Origin of the sequence: Rhodococcus globerulus NBRC 14531 (assembly GCF_001894805.1) — a bacterium.
Taxonomy (GTDB): Bacteria; Actinomycetota; Actinomycetes; order Mycobacteriales; family Mycobacteriaceae; genus Rhodococcus_F; species Rhodococcus_F globerula.
The window spans coordinates 98329-117414 of sequence record NZ_BCWX01000010.1; the positions used below are offsets into that span (position 1 = coordinate 98329).

A 19086-nucleotide genomic window follows, 5' to 3' on the forward strand; every position below is an offset into this window, starting at 1 on the left:
CAGTACAAGCATGGTGGCAATCAAGTTCCGCATCACCGACGAGGGGATGCGCCGACTCGGTGCGGATCGGGCTAGCAACGTGGACGGCCTGGATCGGGTCGTGGCCGATTGGGAACCTGAGGATGTGGCGACGTTTGCGATGTGGCTTCGGAGGTTCAATTCCGACGTCGAGAAACTAGCCGGACGTCCCTGGCCGCGAACGTAGCGGGCACAGCCCGGGAGAACTTCAACGGCCCGGGGATTGCAACGGATTGCAACGCTTGTGACCCGGGCCACTTATGCGATGTGCTGTGTATCACATTCCCAAAGAAGGAGAAGTGATGACGCAAACCATCGATTCCGCAGTCGTAGCCGCGGAAAGCTCGACGGCTGTGACACCTCAGGAGCGCGTCGACGCCTGGCTGGCGGATTTCGAGTCGGCGCTCGCCGCTCGTGACATCGAACGGGTCGCAGCAAAATTCGCCCTCGACAGCTTCTGGCGAGACTTGGTTTCGTTCACCTGGAACATCAAGACCGTCGAAGGTCGCGAGCAGATTGCCGACATGCTTTCCGAGCGTCTCGACGACACTGATCCTTCAGGATTCCGGACCACCGAGACCCCCGACGAAGCCGACGGCGTCACGTCGGCCTGGATCGAATTCGAGACCGCGACGGGCCGCGCGCACGGACACCTTCGGCTCAAGGACGAACTCGGCGAGCCTGTTGCTTGGACGCTGCTGACGTCATTGCAGGAACTCAAGGGACACGAAGAGGGCAAGGGCACCCGCCGGCCACGCGGCGCGAAGCACGGGGCAGACCCGGACCGCATCACCTGGGCCGAACAGAAGGAGATCGAGGACCGCGAACTCGGCTACACCACACAGCCTTACGTCGTGATCGTCGGCGGCGGCCAGGGCGGAATCGCGCTCGGAGCGCGCATGCGCCAGCTCGGAGTTCCGGCCATCGTGATCGACAGCCACGAGCGGCCGGGAGATCAGTGGCGCGGACGCTACAAGTCCCTGTGCCTGCACGATCCGGTTTGGTACGACCACCTGCCCTACATGCCGTTCCCCGACAACTGGCCGGTGTTCGCGCCCAAGGACAAGATCGGCGACTGGCTCGAGATGTATACCAAGGTCATGGAGGTTCCGTACTGGAGTTCCACGACCTGCACGTCGGCGTCATTCGACGAGAAGGTCCAGGAATGGACCGTCGAGGTCAACCGCAACGGCGAGAAGCTGACGTTGCGTCCCAAGCAGTTGGTGATGGCGACCGGTATGTCCGGCAAGGCCAATGTTCCGACCTTCCCCGGGCAGGACAAGTTCCTGGGCGATCAGCACCACTCGAGCAAGCACCCCGGCCCGGATCAGTACGTGGGCAAGAAGGTTGTGGTCATCGGGGCGAACAACTCCTCGCACGACATCTGCGGCGCTCTGTGGGAGAACGGCATCGACGTGACGATGGTGCAGCGCAGCTCGACGCACATCGTGAAGTCGGATTCGCTGATGGATCTGGGCTTGGGTGATCTGTATTCGGAACGCGCACTCGCCGCCGGTATGACGACACACAAGGCCGACCTCACGTTCGGTTCGCTGCCGTACCGGATCATGCACGAGTTCCAGATCCCGGTGTACGACGCAATCCGTGAGCGCGACAAGGACTTCTACGATCGCCTCGAAAAGGCCGGCTTCGAGCACGACTGGGGCGACGACGGTTCTGGCCTGTTCATGAAGTACCTACGACGCGGCTCGGGTTACTACATCGACGTCGGCGCTGCCGAACTGGTCGCGAACGGGGACATCAAGCTCGCGCACGGCAACATTCGTGAGCTGACCGAGAACAGCGTGATTCTCGAAGACGGAACGGAACTACCGGCCGACGTGGTGGTCTACGCAACCGGCTACGGCTCGATGAACGGCTGGGTGGCCGATCTGATCGGTCAGGACACTGCCGACAAGGTGGGCAAGGTCTGGGGCCTGGGGTCGAACACCACCAAGGATCCAGGACCGTGGGAGGGCGAGCAGCGCAACATGTGGAAGCCGACGCAGCAGGAAGCGCTGTGGTTTCACGGCGGCAATCTGCATCAGTCTCGCCACTACTCGCTGTATCTGGCGCTGCAGTTGAAGGCGCGCTACGAGGGCATTCCGACGCCGGTGTACGGGCTGCAGGAAGTGCATCATCTGAGCTGAAAAACAAACTGCTGTGCGCCTTTTTAACCGCGGGCGGTTAACAAAGGCGCACAGCAGGGTCAGCGCAGGGCGAACTTTTTCGCGACGTCGGCATCCTTGGTCGCGCGCTCGGTGAGGAAGGCAAATGCCAATCCGAGTGCAAGCCACAAGGTTGCCTGTGTAGCGACGGACGAGAGGCGGAACTCCCACAGCAGAGTTGCCGGGAAGTCGTCGCCCACCTCGTTGATCGTGGGCAGCGAGAGGTAACCGATTGCCACGATGACAAGGAACGCAGCCACCGGAGCGGCGACGCGCACACTGAGGAACTCGTGGGCGGATACAGCTTTTGCCGCCGCGGCGGCCGCGGTGACGGCCAGCAGTCCGAGGATCACGGTCGCGAGCCACAGCCAGGTTCGCTGGTTGATCGTGTCGGGATCGCCGACGGCTGGTGGGTTGGCCGGGTACTTGAAGAAGGGCACCGCCTCGATGGCGAGCCAGCCTCCCAGTGCGATGGCCATCACCAACAACGGTCCGGACATGGTGGTGATCCGCCGCGCGTAGTTGGCGACTACGGCGAAGATGGCACCGAGGGCCAAGCCCGCGAGCGACGTTGCGAGGAAGAGTCCAGCGCGTTGACCGTCACGACTGACGAGTGGAGCTTCTTCGTCGCCGTGCGAGTGTCCGGCAGTTTCGCCGGCGGCACTGTTGGCTTCTTCGATCGCGATGGCAGCGTTGACGTGCGGTTCACCCAGCACAAATGCAACTCCGCCGGCAAGGATGCCTGCGATCAAACCAGCCAACAAGCCACGAATCAGAAGCTTCGTGAAATTGTCGACTAGTGGCACGGGAGGCCCATCAAGTGGCGTCCGTCGTGCATCAGCTCATGCATGTACATGCCTGTGCGTGAGATTGCGCCCTGGTCGAATCCGACCAGGTAGAGAGCCAGCATCGCGAACAGCACAACAGCTGCGGCGAGGAAGGCAAGACGAGTCGAATCGATCGACGAGTCGGGAGAGTAGGCGAGTGCCATCGAAGCCTCCTGGGATTTTCGCGTCCCCTAGGTCAGATGCGATGGCCGGAGTGTCTGGCTGTCGAGGTGGTTTCACCTCGAATTACAGTGGCGCGACCGCTCCGGGCTTTCACCGGATTCCTGTCGACCATCGCGTGTACAGAGCGCACTTTAGCAGTGAACACACGAAAATCGTGAAGGATTTTGTTCGCTAGGCGAGCAAAATCCTTCACGATCACGGATCAACTCTTGGCGGGGACGTCCAGAACTACCTCGAACTCGAGCAGCGACGCTCCCGAGGCGACGGGCTTGGCGCGCTCACCTGAGTGCGCTGCGCGGGCCGGGCCGTCACGCCAGTCGGCGAACGCCTCTTCGTTTTCCCACTGCGTGACCACGAAGTAGCGGTTCTCTCCGGCGGTGGGGCGCAGGAGCTGGAATCCGAGGAATCCGGGAGAATTCTCCACGGCATGAGCGCGTGCTGCGAAGCGCTTTTCCAGTTCGGGGCCCGCGCCCTCGGGGATTTCGATTGCATTGATCTTCACGACTGCCATGTAAGCGACATTACCGCGCGGCTCCACCGCGTACGGTGACATTCGTGTTGCATGACGAAGGTGGTACCGGCCAGCCGATTCTGTTGTTGCACGGCCTCATGGGTAGTGCCCGGACGTGGCGCCGGCATGTGCCCTGGATTCGCGAGTTCGGCCACGTCTACACGTTCGACGCGGCCGGTCACGGACGGCCGGCGCCCGCAGAATTGACGACCGAGGCCTTTGTCGAAGACCTTGCGTCGGCCGTCACGATCATCGACGAGCCGATGATCGTGATCGGGCACTCGATGGGTGCCCTGCACGCGTGGTGTTTTGCCGCCGCACATCCGGACCGAGTGCGTGCGTTGGTTCTCGAGGACATGGCACCGGATTTCCGCGGGCGCACTGCGGAGGACTGGGCTCAGATGGTGTCGTCGTGGCCGCAACCGTTTGCCACCGATGACGCGGTGAAGGAATTCTTCGGTCCGGTTGCAGGACAATACTTTCTGGATTCGTTCGACCGCCGCGACGACGGGTGGTACCTGCACGGTGACGTGTCGACCTTCCGCGATATCTCGGAAGAATGGGGCACGCGACATTTCTGGGATCAGTGGAGTGCAATCGAGGTGCCCACGCTTCTCATCGAGGGTGAGTTCACGATTACCCCGCAAGGCCAGATGCGCGAGATGGCAGAGCGTCCGGGAACTCGGTATGTGCGCATTGCCGACGCCGGTCACCTTGTCCACGATGATCAACCAGACCGGTACCGCGACGAAGTGACGGCGTTCCTGGTTGATCAGAGCTGACTTCGGATCGACGCTCCCGCTTCTTCGAGTTCGACGGCTCGCCTCGCCAGGAGCCCGGCTGCGAACTTGGCTTTGTCTCCGCTGTGTCGCGGCACGACGTGCAGATGGGAGTGAAAGACGGTCTGACCGGCAGCACGACCGTCGTTGACCAGGATGTTGACGCCGTCTGCAGCGATGTCGCACCTCCGCAGCGCGCCGGCGATGAGTGTGCCTACCCGGAACATCTCTGCGCCCTCGTGGTTTTCGAGTCCGTCGAGGTTGGTGGCGTGGCGTTTGGGCACAACAAGGGTGTGTCCGCGACTGACCGGGCGGGCGTCGAGAAAAGCGAGCACGGTTTCGGTTTCGAAAACACGAATTGCGGGCTCGTCTGCCGAGATGATGTTGCAGAAGACGCAGGAATGGCTCATGACTACAGAATGTATCCCGTCGGTGGATCAGAGCAGACGTAGCTCCCGTCCGCGTGCGAGTGCTTCGCGTCGATTGTGGACTTGAAGCTTTCGGTACAGCGTGCGCACCTGCGTCTTGACCGTGTTGACGGAGATGAAGAGTGCGTTTGCCATCTCCGTCAAACTGGCGTCGGACGCGATCAGATCAAGAACTTGTCTTTCTCGCTCGGTCAAGGTGACCAGGTTCAGTTCGTGTGGAAATGTCTCTCCTGGAGCAAGTTTCAGGAATTTGGCAAGTGCGCTCGATCCGGTACCCGCTATGGATTCAAGGTGATCGACGTCGTGTCGAGATATGGTCGAGAACGATCGGAGATTGCCGGTTTGGTCTGCGATGCTGCACGCATTCGACCAGGCTTCGGCGGCGCGTCGCGGCTCGCCACCTCGCGAATGCGCGACGGCTTGAATCAGGAGTGCCTCGATTTGTGGGCGTGGGTACGACTCTCGCGCCCAATCGAATTGGTGGCACAGCGCGATTGCAGATTCATTCTGACCGGCCCGCTGATACAGGCGCGCGACGGAAACCAGTGTCCAGGGGTTGGCGGCCGGCTCGGCAATGTCCGACGACAGTGCCATTGCCAAGTTTCCGTCCCCGAGCGCGAGGGCGAGATCGATTTTGGTGGAGCGCAACAACGGTAGCGCAAACGAATCGGGTTTCAGCTTTGTGGGGTTGTCGGAAATTGCCTTGCGCAGCAACGTGATAGCTGCGGCTTCTTCACGGCAGGCGAGTGCGTACTGGCAGTGCGTGTAGAGGACAAATGCCCACAGTTCCTCGTTGTTGTCGGGCTCTCCCAGGGTTGCGACGGCCTCACGTGCATCCTGGAGGTCGAGAGTGCACAGTGCAGTCAACGCACGGGCTACCAGTCCTGGCGTTCGTACCATCGAGTGGAGCCATCCATATGTGTTCGGATGTTTGCGCTCGAGCCGTGACCATCCCTGCGACAGAGTGGGTTCCCCGACAATCGCCCAATTCATGGCTACACCTCCCGCCGCATTGCGGGCGATGAAGTCGATGCCTTGTGATTCACCGCCCCAGTACGCCATGCGCATCTCGGTGGTGGATTCGGCGAACCGTCCGCTCAGTTGAAAGGTGATACCCCATTGCACGCGCATCAACGGGAGTTGCGGGCTGATGTCGTCGGGGTTCGTAGCGAGTGCGCTTCTGCTGATCTGGGCCAGGCGGCGGGTCGTTTCGGCTGCAGGCCCGTATTTTCCGGCGACGCGCAGCATGATCGAGTGAACACAGCCGACATTGAGTACGTCGCGGGCGTCCTTGCTTGCGCCGATCGCTCGGAGTTCTTCGGCAGAGCGAGGCAGCGCGGTGATCGGCTTGGGGATGTCGCCCGGCTGCATGGTGAACAGGTCGCGGCCCGCCAGAGCAATCGAACTCTTCTTCGCCGTTGCGGGCGGTATCTGTTGCAATGCGCGGCGTACGATATCAAAGCTTTCGGAAAGCATTGTTACCCAATTATTTTCGATAATATTGATGGCAAGATCCCAGTCGCCGCCTTCGGTCGCGTACTTCAGCGCCGACGCGTGTCGGCCGGAATCGAGTCGGAAATGTGCCAGCGAGGACAATTGCTCTGTCGGATCGAGTCCGAGCTGTGGTTGCGTTGCCATCAGTGACGCGCGAACTGCCGCTGGAAGTTCCCAGCTTTCGTCAGTTCCGATTTCGATCCGGGAGAGTGTGCCTGCCGATTCCAGCTCGAGTAGACGTTCACGAATCCGGTCACGGGATTCGGGGGAGGCGAACAGGTGCGCTGCAGTGCTCACATCGAGGGTTCGCGCTGTCGAGCAGGATACGAGGAAGTCCCGATGGTCAGCGATGTCGGTGTTATCGAGGGTCGTGCGCCGGGTGTACTCGTCGATCGTCTGTTGCAGGTTCAGCTCAAGGAGTTGATCTCGATCGTGTTGTGTGGGTAGTAATTCGACGACCACGGCGCCGGCATGTACGAGAGTTGGCAGGCCGCCGGTCATAGTCGTGATCTTCTCGGCTTCGCCGGGAAGGGGATTCGACCCGATGAACGTCAGTAGGTTTGCCGTGTCGGCCGAGTTGAAGAGTAGTTCCTCGGCACGGATCAGTTCGTGATCTACCTCGAGGAAATATGGTTCGGCAAACAGGGTGAGTCCCGACAATGTCACGGCGATGTCCAACTGGTGACAGCGGGTGACTAGTTCGACAAGTTGCTCTTCGAGTGCGTGGTTTGGGATGAGATCCGGCCGAATCAATACCAGGAGAACTGGATTGGTGACGGCGGAGAATGCGGCGGCGAGGTCGGTGAACGGATCGCCGGATACGTGTGGGGCAACAATGCCGGACTGCCTGCTCTGGCGGAGGATCGTGGTGAGGTATTCCGATGCGCTCGAATTGAGCGGTGGAGCCGGAACCCACACGAGATCGTGGTCCGAGGTGTCGGAAGATTCGAGCCAGGATTTCAGGAGGTCGGATTTACCGTATCCGTTCGGGGCGCGCACAATTGTCAGGGGAGTCCGGCGATCCAACTTTGCAAAGAGCGCCTGACGGGGGAATGGTCTGGCGATGGCAGAGTGATTGACGCCCTCGACAGTTGCGTCCCCCTCCCGCCCCGACATCCTTGTGTTCCTAATCCCCGTTGTGCTCGTGCTTGCAATCTTCGGACCGACAGGCACAGAGAGATTGGGTGAAATGTCCAATTCTTCGTGTGCTTCCGAAATAGTAACTGGTACGGAGAATTGATGCCCTAATTAGGGCAATTCGGGCACAATTCTTCTCGAGGGAATCCGGTGTCCGGCCGATAATCCAGCCTCACCACGGGCTTTTGTGCCCAGAGAGTGAGGACGTAGGGCCATAGCTCGAGATTCGCCGGAGTGTTAGCGCTTAACCCGCTGTCAGCGGTTGCCCTCACCGGCCAGTGCAAACAGGCCGTCTTCGGTTTGTTCCACCAATCCGTCGACAAGCAGTGAATGCAGTGCGCGGTCGCGTTGACCGGGGTCGGTGAGCCAGACGATGTCGAGGCGCGCACGTTCGACGGGATGGTGGGTCTCTCGAAGAACGGCCATCAACTTGCCGCGGACCTGGCGATCGGTACCGGCGAATTTCTGCACTTTCTTCGGTGGACCGGTGTGTGCCGGTTTTCCGGAGGCAACCCAAGCGCAATTGGGCAGCGGGCAGTTGTCGCAGCTGGGTGTACGCGCCGTGCAGATCACGGCGCCGAGTTCCATCAGCGCAGCACTGTAGGTAGCCGCTCGTGCGCGGGTGCGGGGCAACAGTGCGGCGACGTCCGCGAGATCGCGCGTGTTCGACGGATTGCCCGGCTCTGCGTTGCCGTGCACGGCACGGGCAACAACGCGGCGAACGTTGGTGTCGACGACGGGAACTCGTTGTCCGTAAGCAAAGCACGCCACGGCACGCGCCGTATAGGAGCCGATACCCGGCAGTGACAGCAAAGTGTCCACGTCGCTGGGGACCACGTCGCCGTGTTCGGTGGCCAGGACGCCGGCACACTCGTGCAGGCGCAGTGCGCGGCGTGGGTAACCGAGCTTGCCCCACGCCCGCAGTACCTCAGCCTGGCTCGACGCCGCCATTGCCGACGGAACCGGCCAGCGCTGGACCCATTCCTCCCAGATCGGCGCGACCCGTACCACCGGCGTCTGCTGGAGCATGATCTCGCTCATCAGAATCTGCCAGGCACTGACTCCGTCGCGTCGCCACGGAAGATCACGGGCGCTATCGGCATACCACTTCAGCAGCACCGAAGATTCCACTGCCACCTTGACTGACACACTCCTAGGGCCTGGTTACGCGCTCGGCGACGTTCACCAAGACCCTATCGTTACGCTCCGACATCCAACATGCGCACCTGATGCAGAGAAAACGGTGGGTGGGCGGTATCAAGAACCGCCCACCCACCTCGTCGTTTCGATCAGGACGCGTACTGTGCATCCGTTCGTGTCGCGGTCGACGCGGGTGTCGACGTTCCCGAGTACCGGCGAACGATGATGTAGAGGCAGATCAGCCCGATCGCTCCGGCAGCGGCAAGGAATGAACCGACCTTCCACGCATTGTCCGGATTACCGTTGATCAGCATCACCATGATCATCGGCGCAAAACCGCCGATGATGGCCGAGATCTGATAGCCGAGCGACGCTCCGGAGAATCGGATCTCCGGCGGGAACAATTCTGCGAAGAGTGTTCCTTGAGTGCCGGTTTGGAGCGACATCGCAACGACGCCGACGATCACGGCCACTGCGAACGGCCAGATCGTGTCCGGACTGGAGCCGCCGATCATCAGCCACATCGGAATGCCCCACAGCATCATCGCCGCGGTGCCGAGACCGAAGACGAGCTTGCGGCCGTACAGATCGGAGAGGTAACCGGCCAGCGGGACCAGGGGAATCTGAATGGCGCAGGCAATCAGGATGTACGTCAATACCGTCGACCGCGGGATATCCAGATACGTCGTCGCGAACTGCACGGATCCGGTGATCATCGTGTAGAAGAAAATCACACCGATTGCATTGGCGCCTGCCGCGGCAAGAACCGTGCCCGGGTTCTTCTTGAGGACCTCGAGAATGGGGGACTTGCGGACAACCGGCGATTCTGCGAGCTTCTCGGCAATAGCCTTGAATTCAGGCGTCTCCTCGAGATAACGGTGAATGAGGAACGCGACCGGGAGCATCACCAAACTGATCCAGAACGGGATGCGCCAGCCCCAGGCGAGGAACGAATCCGCGGCGAGAGTGGCTGTAAGAATGAGGAAGACGATATTTCCGAGCACGACGCCAATCGGAACGCCCAGTTGCGCAAAGCTTCCGAACAATCCACGACGGTCGGCTGGGGCGTTCTCGGTTGCCAGCAGCACTGCGCCGCCCCACTGTGCGCCGACGGCCAAGCCCTGGCAGATTCGCAGAGTGACAAGGATAGCCGGGGCCAGCCAGATCACATTGGTGTTCGGGACGAAGCCGACCAGCGACGTGGCAATGGCCATCAGGACAACCGCGGCCACCAACACCGGCTTGCGGCCGTAGCGGTCACCAAAATGTCCCGCGAGCACGCCGCCGATGGGGCGAGCGATGAAACCGACTGCAACGGTGGCAAACGAACTCATTGCTGCAACCACCTCGCTGTCGGTGGCGAAGAACGTCGAGTTGAACACGAGTGCCGCAGCAGTCGCGTAGATGAAGAAGTCGTACCACTCCAGGGAAGTGGAGATGGCCGCTGCGAAGGACGCGCGCCGGGACCTACCCTGGCGCTGCACCGCTGATTCGGTGTTGTTGGTCATCACGATTCACTCTCTGTGGGATCGTTCACTTGGGTTCGTTGAGGACTGGAGTTGCGGCGAATTCGGCGCGAGCGAGCGAGCGACGGTGGACTTCGTCCGGGCCGTCCGCGATCTGCAGGAACCGTGCCTGCGCATACAGGACCGGAAGAATGGTGTCCTGCGACAGCCCGGCGCCGCCGAACACCTGAATGGCGTTGTCGATGATGTCCTTGACTGTCAGTGGAACCAGAACTTTGGCCGCTGCAATGTCATGGCGCGCAGCCTTGTTCCCCTCGACGTCCATCCGCCAGGCGGCGCGCAGAACGAGCAACCGGGCGGCGTCGAGCTTGATCCTGGAATCAGCAAGGTTGGCCTGTACAACACCGAGATCGGCGAGGGGCGACCCGAAAGCGACTCTGGTCCTGGCACGTTCGGTGAGCAGTGCGATTGCGCGCTCTGCCATACCGATCAACCGCATGCAGTGATGAATGCGTCCTGGACCCAAGCGTGCCTGAGCGACTGCAAAACCCCGACCGCGGGGACCGAGCAGGTTTTCCCTGGGGACACGAACACTGTCGAAGACGATTTCGCCGTGTCCACCCTCGTGACGGTCGTCGAAGCCGAGAACCGTTGTGGAACGGACGATCTGCAGGCCGGGGGTGTCCATGGGTACCAGCACGATGCTGTGGCGGCTACCGACCGGAGCATCGGAGTCGGTCACGCCCATGACCATCGCAACCTTGCAGTCTTCGCGAAGAGCGGCAGTGGACCACCACTTGCGTCCGGTCAGCACCCACTCGTCACCGTCCTCCGCGATATCGAGACACACGTTGTTTGCATCGGAACTCGCGACCTCGGGTTCGGTCATCGAGAAGCACGATCGGAAATCGCCGTCGAGAAGTGGGGTCAGCCACTCGGCCTTCTGCTGCTCGGTGCCGTAGAGATGGAGCAGTTCCATATTGCCGGTGTCCGGTGGATTGCAGTTGACGGCTTCGGGACCGATCAACGGACTCCAGCCCGTCAATTCCGCCAACGGTGCGTATTCGAGGTTGCTCAGGCCGGCGCCCTCGCGGGCCGGGAGGAAGAGGTTCCACAGGCCCGATTCCTTGGCCGTTGCCTTGAGTTCGGCCATGATCGGTGGTGCGCCCCAGTGGCTGGGGTCTGCCGCCAGTTGCTGCGCTGCAACGGCTTCGGCGGGTAGGACGTGCTCTTGCATGAAAGTCGTCAGCTTCTGTTGCAGCTCTTTGACTTTCGGACTGTATTCGAAATCCACGTCGGTGGTTCCAATCTCGGGGCGCGTCGCACAAAAATTCAGCGGCGCAGTTCGTGAACAGAGGAAGTGCGGGTCAGATCGAGCGCACGCTGTAGAAGCGGGCCGACCATGTCGGCGACGTCGTCGAATCCTTCGCCGACAGTGTCGCCCTTGGCGTGTCTGGCATTGATGCCCTCGAGGATGACGGCAATCTTGAAGTCGGCGAACACCGTGTACCAGTCGATATCCGGCAGATCGATGTTACGGCGGTCGGCATATCGTTCGAGTAACGCAGCGCGACTGGGAAATCCGTCCAATCGAGCAAGTCCGCGAGTGATCGGGTTGTCGACGGCTCCGGGTTGATCCCAGAAGCTGAGCATGATGCCGACGTCGGCGAGTGTGTCTCCGAGTGTTGCCATCTCCCAGTCCAGAAGGGCAACAATCTTTCCGGGATCGGAGCGGGAGTAGAGAACATTGTCGAGTTTGACGTCCCCGTGCACGATCCCGGGTAGGGATGTGGTGGGAACGGCACGGCGAAGTTTGTCGAGGAGTGCCGCGACCTCGGGGCGATCAGTGGTTCGAGAGGCGTCCCATTGCCTAGACCATCGGTCCAGTTGTCGCTCCAGGTATCCGTTGGTTCGCCCGAAAGTGTTGAGTCCCACTGAATCAGGATCGACAGAATGAAGATCGGCGAGGACATCGGCAAAGGCAAGTCCGGCGCGTTCTCGATCGGCCGGAGACAGGGCGGCGGCGGATTCCGGGGTGCCGATGGAATTGCCCTCTATCAGTTCCATCAGATAGAACGTCGCGCCGAGTACGTCTTCGTCCTCGCAGAGAAGGAACGCCTCAGGTACCGGCACCGACGTGGATGCGAGCGCGTCGATGACGGTGAATTCCCGAACCATGTCGTGAGCGCTCGGAAGTACGTGACCGAACGGCGGACGCCGTAATACCCAGGTGTTCGAGCCGTCTGCGACGCGGTAGGTGGGGTTGGATCGCCCGCCGCTGATGAGTGACGCCGTGATCTCTCCGTCGATCCCGCCAGCGAGATGTGTCGACAGGTACGTGGAGAGTGCGTCGAGGTCGAGTCCGGAGACGACGCGGCCTGCGTCGGACGTCGTCGATGATGCCGCGGACATTCGATGCACGCTCCTTTCGATGGAAACACAGCCGAACGATCGTTCGGCTGTGGATCATCATCAATGGAACGATCGACAAATGTCAACCATGAATAAATATCGAACTTCCTGCGAACATTGGTGCGGGAGCAACGATGATCGAACCGCTTGCCAAACGATCGTTCGCCTGACATTATGGGCATTTAGTGACGCAGGTCTCACGGATGGTGGAGGTGTGGATTCCGGTGAAACGCGTGCAAAGGAAGGATTGTTCGGGCCGGTCAGGCCGGTTCGACCATCGCAGTGGCCAAAGCGCAGTAGCGATCCGCGATGTCCTGCGCGCTCAGGGGCCCGTCGGCACGCCACCATACGCAGACCTGCTGCCCCATATTGATGATGGCGCGAACGGCGTCTCGTGGGTATTCGGTGCGAAACGCGCCTTCTTCCACTCCGCGTTCGATGACATCCCGGAAGATGTTTTCCTGTTCGTCGCGCAGTGCGACTACCAGGCGGTGCCCCGGCTCGTCGAGACTGCGCAGCTCGGTTGCTCCGACAAGAGCGTCTTCGCGCCGCGTCGTGTGGAACATGACCCAGGCGCGAACCAGCGCTTGCAGTTGGTCTTTCGGCTCTCCGCCCGAGCGGAGCAGCGCGCTACGCGTCATGCCGTGAGCGTCTCGCAGTGCCTGGAGCATTATTTCCTGCAGAATGTCCTGCTTGGATTTGAAGTGGTGATAGATGGATGCGACTGTCAGATCGGCGCCTGCAGCGATGTCGCGCATGGATGTGCCGTGGTAGCCGCGTTCGTTCATGTTTCGGACGGCGGAATCGAGAATGAGCTGCCGGACTGCGGCAGTTTTTGCCACGCTCATTTTTCTTGTCTCCTCGCGTTCTGCACGTCTTCCGGTATCCGGACACAGCGTAGTAGCCGAACGATCACAACGTTCGACGGGCAGCAAATATCCGCCGTGAACTGTGAAGATCCACGTCCTGTGAACTTATCGTTCGTTAATAAGAGGAGAATTGCCTGTGCAGCACATATCGCTGACCGTGGACGATGGCATTGCCGTCATTACTCTCGATCGACCGGACAAGCTGAACGCCTTCACCACAATCATGGAAAACGAGCTGATCGAGGCGTTCAACATCACCGATGCTGACGATTCCGTACGCGCCGTGATTCTGACCGGAGCAGGCCGAGCGTTCTGTGCCGGCGCCGATCTGTCCTCCGGGCCGGATACCTTCACCGAATGGAGCGCCGAGCAGAACGAAGCAGAGGAGAGTAGTGCCGGCGAACGGCGCGATGGCGGTGGTCGTGTGGTGTTACGGATGTTCGACTCGCTGAAGCCGATCATCGCGGCGATCAATGGTCCTGCGGTCGGCGTCGGTATCACCATGACTCTCGCAGCGGACTTCCGATTGGCGGCCGACGACGCCCGGATGGGGTTCGTCTTCAATCGCCGAGGCCTTGTGCCCGAATCTTGTTCCTCATGGCTGCTGCCGAAGTTGGTTCCGCTGCAACGAGCGCTCGACTGGATTTACTCCGGGCGCATCTTTCCGGCTACCGAAGCCCACGCCGCCGGATTGGTCTACCAGCTCTATTCTGCCGACGATCTGCTTGGCGAGGCTATTGCCCTCGCGCGCAGCCTTACTCGCCACAGCGCTCCGGTTTCTGTTGCTCTCTCGCGTCAGATGGTCTGGCGCCTGCTGGGCGCCCCACATCCCATGGTGGCGCATCGGATCGAGAGCATCGGGATCAACGCCAGAGGGGCGCAAGAGGACGTCCGGGAAGGCATCAGCGCCTTCCTCGGCAAGCGTGACGCGAACTTCCCGGATCGGTGCAGCGACGCGATGCCTGACCTGTTCTCGGAACATCTCCCGCGACCGCAGTGGTGATGGAACCACAGTGGTGACGGAAACCCGTACCCGCCACCGGAATCGAGGATTCCGGTGGCGCATAGGGAACGGCTCAGCGGCCGGTCCAGACAGCCGGGCGCTTCTGTGCAAAGGCCAGCGGGCCTTCCTGTGCGTCGGCGCTGGTGAAGACCACCTTCATTGCAGCGGCGTTGGCTGCCCACACATCAGGCTCCCAATCCGATGCCGTTGCGGTTCGATGAATCATCGACTTCGACTCCCGTACCGACAGCGGCGCGTTTGCCGCAATCTGCTCCGCCAATTCGAGTGCAATGTCCAGTGCGGTTCCCGCCGTTGCCACGCGGTTGACCAAGCCGAGTTCCTTGCCCTGAGCGGCCGTGATCGGTTCGCCGGTCAACGCAATTTCGAGCGCCACCTTCCGAGGGACTTGTTGCTGCAGCCGGATCACACCTCCGGCAGCGGCGAACAATCCGCGCTTGACCTCGGGCAGACCGAGTTGTGCGTTCTCGTCGACCACCGCAAGGTCGCTCGCGAGCACCAGTTCGGTGCCACCGCCGAGCGCAAATCCGTTGACCGCGGCTATGGTCGGCTTGCTGATCCAGTGCTGTACGTAACCCGCGAAACCCCATTCGGGATGGCCGTCGGCGTCGGTGCTTACTCCCGCCGACAGCGCTTTGAGGTCCGCGCCGGCGCAGAACGCGCGTCCGGAACCGGTGATCACGACGACGCGCACGTCGGCGTCGGCTTCGGCCTGTTCCAGCAGGGTGCCGACCGCGGTCGACAGAGCCGCGTTCACCGCGTTCAGGGCCCGCGGCCGATTCAGGGTGATGATCGCAACCTGCCCACGAACCTCGTACAGTGCTGCTGCTTCGGATGTCTGGTGCTCGGGCGTGATTGCCATGGACTGCCTCTCGTCGTAAAGTCTTACCTAGCGCTCGTTAAACTGTTATCACGGGCGTGCCCGAACAGTCAAAGATGTCGAATCACCACGAGGAGCGCGAATGCACGCAGTTCAGCTAGCCGAATTGATCGGGCCGGAAGGGTTGCGCTCGGTGGATATCGCCGAACCGACAGACCCGACGCGGGTAGTGGTGGATCTGCATGCCGCCGGAGTGTGTTTTCCGGATCTTCTGCAGACCACCGGCAGTTATCAGATGGCGCGTGACTTGCCATGTGTTCTCGGGTTGGAAGGCGCGGGCGTTGTTCGTAGTGTGCCGGCAGGGTCGGATCTGTCCCCGGGTGACCGCGTAGCCGTGTTGTCCACGGAGGACGGATCCTGGCAGCGTACTGTGGTCGTGAAGCCGTCCTCGGTCTTCCCGCTCCCTGATTCCGTTTCTCTCACAGCAGGATCCGGATTTCTGGTCAACTACCTGACTGTGCATTTCGCGCTCGACGAGCGAGCTCGGTATCGAGCTGGTGAGACGGTGTTGGTTCACGGCGCTGCTGGTGGAGTGGGTATTGCCGCATTGCATGTCGCTGCCGCGCTCGGGCTCGAAACCATTGCGGTCGTGAGCACGCCGGAGAAGGCCGCACTGGCTGCCGAGTCGGGAGCATCGCATGTCGTCTTGGTTGACGGCTGGAAAGATCAAGTTCGCGAGATCACGAACGGTCGCGGCGTCGATATCATTCTCGACCCCGTCGGTGGTGATCGTTTCACGGACAGCTTGCGCAGTCTCGCTCCCAACGGTCGCCTGATCGTCTTGGGCTTCACTGGCGGTGAGATACCGACTGTCAAGGTCAATCGACTTCTGCTGAACAATATTTCGGTGATGGGCGCCGGATGGGGTGAGTATCTGCGAACCGATCCCGGATACCTTGCCCGTCAATGGAATGTGCTTTACCCTTTGCTCGAGTCCGGAGTTCTGCGAGTGCCCGAACCGACTCTCTATCCGTCAGATCGTGCCGTGGATGCGTTGACATCCCTGAAAGACCGGTCTGCTGTCGGAAAAGTGGCTCTGTCCTTCGAATGAGCTGGAACCATTCATCTTTCGTGAACGAAACCTTGGAGTGAAAACCATGTACCCCGGAGCCTATGTCGCAACAACCCCGGACAAAGCTGCTGTCATCGTCGCGGAGACCGGTGCGGTGGTGACGTTTGCGGAGTTGGAAACGAATTCGATTCGCATCGCGCGTGTTCTGCACGAATTGGGTTTGCGCCGCGGCGACAATCTGGCGGTACTCGCGACCAACAACATTCAAGTTTTCGACATCTACTGGGCCGCCATGCGGTCGGGTGTTTATCTCACGATGGTGAACTGGCATTTGACCGCTCCCGAGGGTGCCTACATTGTCGAGGATTGTGACGCCAAGATTGTCATCGTCGATTCAGCGCTACCCGAATTGGCGGGAACATTGGCCGATCTCATTCCGGCGAATGTGATTCGGTTGTCCTTCGGCGGCGAGCTCGAGGGATATGCCTCGCTCGACGCGGCGGCGGCGCTCGAGTCCGATGTGCCGTTGCCGGATCAGCCTCGTGGTGCCGACATGTTGTACTCGTCGGGAACGACCGGTCGGCCCAAGGGGATCAAGCCGGCGTTGCCTGATCGTCAGATTCAGGATGCCGGTGATCAGATGACGGTGATGAATCAGACTGCTTGGGGCGTTACGGATTCCGACGTCTATCTTTCGCCGGCTCCGCTGTATCACGCTGCGCCGCTTCGTACCTGTGCATCGGTACAGGCATTGGGCGGAACCGTCGTGGTGATGAACAGGTTCAATGAAGAGAAGGCACTCGAGTACATCGAGAAGTACCGCGTGACGTACAGCCAGTGGGTTCCGACGATGTTTGTTCGGATGCTCAAACTTCCACAGGAAACGCGAGAGCGTTACGACATTTCGTCGTTGCGTCTGGCGGTGCATGCTGCGGCGCCGTGCCCGGTTGACGTGAAGCGTCGGATGATCGAGTGGTGGGGCCCGATTCTCGACGAGTACTACTCGTCGACGGAGTTGAACGGTATGACTATCGTCCATTCCGACGAATGGTTGCGTAAACCGGGAACGGTGGGCCAGGCGGCCTTGGGTGTTCTGCATATCTGCGGCGAGAACGGTGAGGATCTGCCTGTGGGAGAGGTGGGCACCCTGTACTTCGAACGTGATGCACTTCCATTCAACTACCACAACGCACCTGAAAAGACCCGGGAGGCACAGCATCCCGAACATCCGACATGGACAACGACGGGTGATGTCGGATATGTCGACGAGGACGGCTATCTGTTCCTGACTGATCGTAAGTCGTTCATGATCATCTCCGGTGGTGTGAACATCTATCCGCAGGAAATCGAGAACGCGCTGATCGAACATCCGTCGGTGTTGGATGCGGCAGTGATCGGTGTTCCCGACGACGAGATGGGCGAGATCGTGATGGCAGTTGTGGAGCCTGTTCCCGGTCTGGAAGCAGATGATGCGCTTCGCGACGAATTGCTCGATCATCTGCGGGGGCAGATTGCGAAGTACAAGCTGCCGAAGCGGCTCGTGTTCAGCACCGATCTTCCGCGCACCCCTACCGGAAAACTTGTCAAAGGCACACTGCGTGCTCGTTATTCAGACAATGCCGGCGCACGATGAGCGGCCCGTTGCATGGAGTGCGCGTACTGGAGTTCGCCGGCCTCGGGCCGGGACCGCACGCTGCGATGATGCTGGCCGATCTAGGAGCCGATGTCGTCCGCGTCGAACGTCCGTCGGGCGGGCTGGAAATCTCGCCCAAGGATCAGGACCAATTGTTGCGCGGTCGCCGCTCGATCGAGGCTGATCTCAAGACCGACGCGGGACGGGAACTCGTCAGGGCCCTCATTGCGAAAACCGATGTGTTGGTGGAAGGTTTCCGCCCCGGCGTTACTGAACGGCTGGGGTTCGGTCCGGACGACTGCGGGAAGATCAACGACCGACTGATCTACGCCCGTATGACGGGTTGGGGGCAGGACGGCCCACTCGCTCAGCGTGCGGGGCACGACATCACCTATCTTGCGCTGACCGGTGTCCTCCATACGATCGGCCCAGCCGACAAGCCCGTCGTCCCGTTGAATCTCGTGGGCGACTTCGGTGGTGGCTCGATGTTCTTGATCCTGGGAATCGTCTCCGCGCTGTACGAACGCGAGAAGTCCGGTAAAGGCCAGGTGATCGACGCGGCCATAGTCGACGGAACGTCAGTACTGGCACAGATGATCTGGTCGCTGCGGGGCAGCGGGCAGTGGAGTGATTCTCGCGCAACCAATCTGCTGGACGGTTCGACTCCGTTCTACGACACGTATCGCTGCTCGGACGGCAAGTTCGTTGCTGTCGGTGCACTCGAGCCGCAGTTCTACCGAGCGCTGCTCGACGGTCTGGGATTCGATCCCGCGTCACTGCCCGAACAGATGGATCAGGATGGCTGGCCGGAACTGCGCGAGCGATTCACAGAAGCGTTTGCCGCACGTACACGTGACGAGTGGACGGCGCTCTTCGAATCGACGGATGCGTGCGTTGCGCCGGTGCTGAGTCCGGCGGAAGCTGCAACTCACCCACACCTGGCGCACCGTGGAACTTTGGTCGAAGCCGACGGAATAGTGCAGTCGGCGCCGGCACCGCGATTCTCCCGGACAGCAACGACTCAGCCCGCGGGGGCGCCCAAACCCGGCGCGGATACAGCAGCCGTGTTGAGCGACTGGCTTGGGGCCTGAAGTGGCGGGCACCTGAA

18 protein-coding genes and 1 riboswitch are annotated in these 19086 nt (G+C 61.0%); of the genes, 7 read left to right on the plus strand and 11 right to left on the minus strand.

Features of this window, described 5'->3' with window-relative positions:
* Positions 1-10 precede the first annotated feature (10 nt).
* Together RG2_RS29225 and RG2_RS29230 are read left to right on the plus strand one after the other, a co-directional pair.
* Positions 11-205 (plus strand): hypothetical protein, encoded by a 195-nt coding sequence (locus RG2_RS29225; protein WP_051730704.1) that lies wholly within the window; start codon positions 11-13, stop codon positions 203-205.
* Positions 206-320: 115 nt separating this feature from the next.
* On the plus strand, positions 321-2168 hold the full coding sequence (locus RG2_RS29230; RefSeq protein WP_033236347.1) for a flavin-containing monooxygenase: 1848 nt from the start codon (positions 321-323) through the stop codon (positions 2166-2168).
* A 59-nt stretch (positions 2169-2227) separates the two neighbouring features.
* On the opposite strand, the gene RG2_RS29235 is transcribed toward RG2_RS29230, so the two are convergent.
* From RG2_RS29235 to mhuD, 3 genes are all read right to left on the minus strand, one after another.
* Entirely contained in the window at positions 2228-2992 is a 765-nt protein-coding gene (locus RG2_RS29235) for a CbtA family protein (RefSeq protein ID WP_033236348.1), read from the minus strand.
* Positions 2983-3177: a CbtB domain-containing protein gene (locus RG2_RS29240; protein WP_033236349.1), complete on the minus strand. Its 195-nt coding sequence runs from the start codon at positions 3175-3177 to the stop codon at positions 2983-2985. Before RG2_RS29240 ends, RG2_RS29235 begins: the two co-directional genes overlap by 10 nt.
* A 26-nt stretch (positions 3178-3203) precedes the next feature.
* Positions 3204-3324: riboswitch (cobalamin riboswitch) on the minus strand.
* 74 nt (positions 3325-3398) lie between these two features.
* Positions 3399-3707, minus strand: a complete 309-nt coding sequence (gene mhuD, locus RG2_RS29245) for a mycobilin-forming heme oxygenase MhuD (protein ID WP_033236389.1) — start codon at positions 3705-3707, stop codon at positions 3399-3401.
* 44 nt (positions 3708-3751) lie between these two features.
* On the opposite strand from mhuD, the gene RG2_RS29250 reads away from it, so the two are divergent.
* The gene (locus tag RG2_RS29250) at positions 3752-4489 is read left to right on the plus strand and encodes an alpha/beta fold hydrolase (protein ID WP_033236390.1); all 738 of its coding nucleotides are present in this window, start codon (positions 3752-3754) and stop codon (positions 4487-4489) included.
* Here RG2_RS29250 and RG2_RS29255 read toward each other — a convergent pair.
* The 7 genes from RG2_RS29255 to RG2_RS29285 all read right to left on the minus strand — a co-directional run bounded on the left by RG2_RS29255 (position 4480) and on the right by RG2_RS29285 (position 13411).
* A complete protein-coding gene (locus tag RG2_RS29255; RefSeq protein WP_033236350.1) occupies positions 4480-4896 on the minus strand; it encodes an HIT family protein in 417 nt (138 codons plus the stop codon). The two genes, RG2_RS29250 and RG2_RS29255, sit on opposite strands and share 10 nt — an antisense overlap.
* 27 nt (positions 4897-4923) lie before the next feature.
* Positions 4924-7524, minus strand: a complete 2601-nt coding sequence (locus RG2_RS29260) for a helix-turn-helix transcriptional regulator (RefSeq protein WP_051730705.1) — start codon at positions 7522-7524, stop codon at positions 4924-4926.
* 276 nt (positions 7525-7800) lie between these two features.
* Complete coding sequence (locus RG2_RS29265; RefSeq protein WP_033236392.1) at positions 7801-8682, minus strand: HhH-GPD family protein; 882 nt, start codon at positions 8680-8682, stop codon at positions 7801-7803.
* A 152-nt stretch (positions 8683-8834) separates the two neighbouring features.
* Positions 8835-10193 (minus strand): MFS transporter, encoded by a 1359-nt coding sequence (locus tag RG2_RS29270; RefSeq protein WP_033236351.1) that lies wholly within the window; start codon positions 10191-10193, stop codon positions 8835-8837.
* Between the two features lie 25 nt (positions 10194-10218).
* A complete protein-coding gene (locus RG2_RS29275; RefSeq protein ID WP_033236352.1) occupies positions 10219-11445 on the minus strand; it encodes an acyl-CoA dehydrogenase family protein in 1227 nt (408 codons plus the stop codon).
* A gap of 38 nt (positions 11446-11483) precedes the next feature.
* Entirely contained in the window at positions 11484-12563 is a 1080-nt protein-coding gene (locus RG2_RS29280) for a phosphotransferase family protein (RefSeq protein WP_033236353.1), read from the minus strand.
* A gap of 260 nt (positions 12564-12823) precedes the next feature.
* Positions 12824-13411: a TetR/AcrR family transcriptional regulator gene (locus RG2_RS29285; RefSeq protein WP_033236354.1), complete on the minus strand. Its 588-nt coding sequence runs from the start codon at positions 13409-13411 to the stop codon at positions 12824-12826.
* A 157-nt stretch (positions 13412-13568) separates the two neighbouring features.
* On the opposite strand from RG2_RS29285, the gene RG2_RS29290 reads away from it, so the two are divergent.
* The gene (locus tag RG2_RS29290) at positions 13569-14435 is read left to right on the plus strand and encodes a crotonase/enoyl-CoA hydratase family protein (protein WP_033236355.1); all 867 of its coding nucleotides are present in this window, start codon (positions 13569-13571) and stop codon (positions 14433-14435) included.
* 73 nt (positions 14436-14508) lie between these two features.
* On the opposite strand, the gene RG2_RS29295 is transcribed toward RG2_RS29290, so the two are convergent.
* Positions 14509-15315 (minus strand): crotonase/enoyl-CoA hydratase family protein, encoded by an 807-nt coding sequence (locus tag RG2_RS29295; protein WP_033236356.1) that lies wholly within the window; start codon positions 15313-15315, stop codon positions 14509-14511.
* Positions 15316-15415: 100 nt separating this feature from the next.
* Here RG2_RS29295 and RG2_RS29300 point away from each other — a divergent pair, with 100 nt between their 5' ends.
* From RG2_RS29300 to RG2_RS29310, 3 genes are read left to right on the plus strand one after another with little or no spacing between them, the layout of a single operon-like run.
* Positions 15416-16384, plus strand: coding sequence for an NADPH:quinone oxidoreductase family protein (locus RG2_RS29300; protein WP_033236357.1), 969 nt, complete (start codon positions 15416-15418; stop codon positions 16382-16384).
* Between the two features lie 46 nt (positions 16385-16430).
* Entirely contained in the window at positions 16431-17978 is a 1548-nt protein-coding gene (locus RG2_RS29305; protein WP_033236358.1) for an acyl-CoA synthetase, read from the plus strand.
* Positions 17975-19069 (plus strand): CaiB/BaiF CoA transferase family protein, encoded by a 1095-nt coding sequence (locus RG2_RS29310; RefSeq protein ID WP_033236359.1) that lies wholly within the window; start codon positions 17975-17977, stop codon positions 19067-19069. Before RG2_RS29305 ends, RG2_RS29310 begins: the two co-directional genes overlap by 4 nt.
* Positions 19070-19086 lie beyond the last annotated feature (17 nt).

Excerpts from the sequence above, each read along its gene's own strand:
- RG2_RS29295 (WP_033236356.1), bottom strand. The coding sequence starts at position 15,315 with ATGGCAATCACGCCCGAGCACCAGACATCCGAAGCAGCAGCACTGTAC.
- RG2_RS29230 (WP_033236347.1), top strand. The coding sequence starts at position 321 with ATGACGCAAACCATCGATTCCGCAGTCGTAGCCGCGGAAAGCTCGACG.
- RG2_RS29260 (WP_051730705.1), bottom strand. The coding sequence starts at position 7,524 with ATGTCGGGGCGGGAGGGGGACGCAACTGTCGAGGGCGTCAATCACTCT.
- RG2_RS29240 (WP_033236349.1), bottom strand. The coding sequence starts at position 3,177 with ATGGCACTCGCCTACTCTCCCGACTCGTCGATCGATTCGACTCGTCTT.
- RG2_RS29305 (WP_033236358.1), top strand. The coding sequence starts at position 16,431 with ATGTACCCCGGAGCCTATGTCGCAACAACCCCGGACAAAGCTGCTGTC.
- RG2_RS29280 (WP_033236353.1), bottom strand. The coding sequence starts at position 12,563 with ATGTCCGCGGCATCATCGACGACGTCCGACGCAGGCCGCGTCGTCTCC.
- RG2_RS29300 (WP_033236357.1), top strand. The coding sequence starts at position 15,416 with ATGCACGCAGTTCAGCTAGCCGAATTGATCGGGCCGGAAGGGTTGCGC.
- RG2_RS29255 (WP_033236350.1), bottom strand. The coding sequence starts at position 4,896 with ATGAGCCATTCCTGCGTCTTCTGCAACATCATCTCGGCAGACGAGCCC.
- RG2_RS29225 (WP_051730704.1), top strand. The coding sequence starts at position 11 with ATGGTGGCAATCAAGTTCCGCATCACCGACGAGGGGATGCGCCGACTC.
- RG2_RS29285 (WP_033236354.1), bottom strand. The coding sequence starts at position 13,411 with ATGAGCGTGGCAAAAACTGCCGCAGTCCGGCAGCTCATTCTCGATTCC.
- RG2_RS29310 (WP_033236359.1), top strand. The coding sequence starts at position 17,975 with ATGAGCGGCCCGTTGCATGGAGTGCGCGTACTGGAGTTCGCCGGCCTC.
- RG2_RS29270 (WP_033236351.1), bottom strand. The coding sequence starts at position 10,193 with ATGACCAACAACACCGAATCAGCGGTGCAGCGCCAGGGTAGGTCCCGG.
- mhuD (WP_033236389.1), bottom strand. The coding sequence starts at position 3,707 with ATGGCAGTCGTGAAGATCAATGCAATCGAAATCCCCGAGGGCGCGGGC.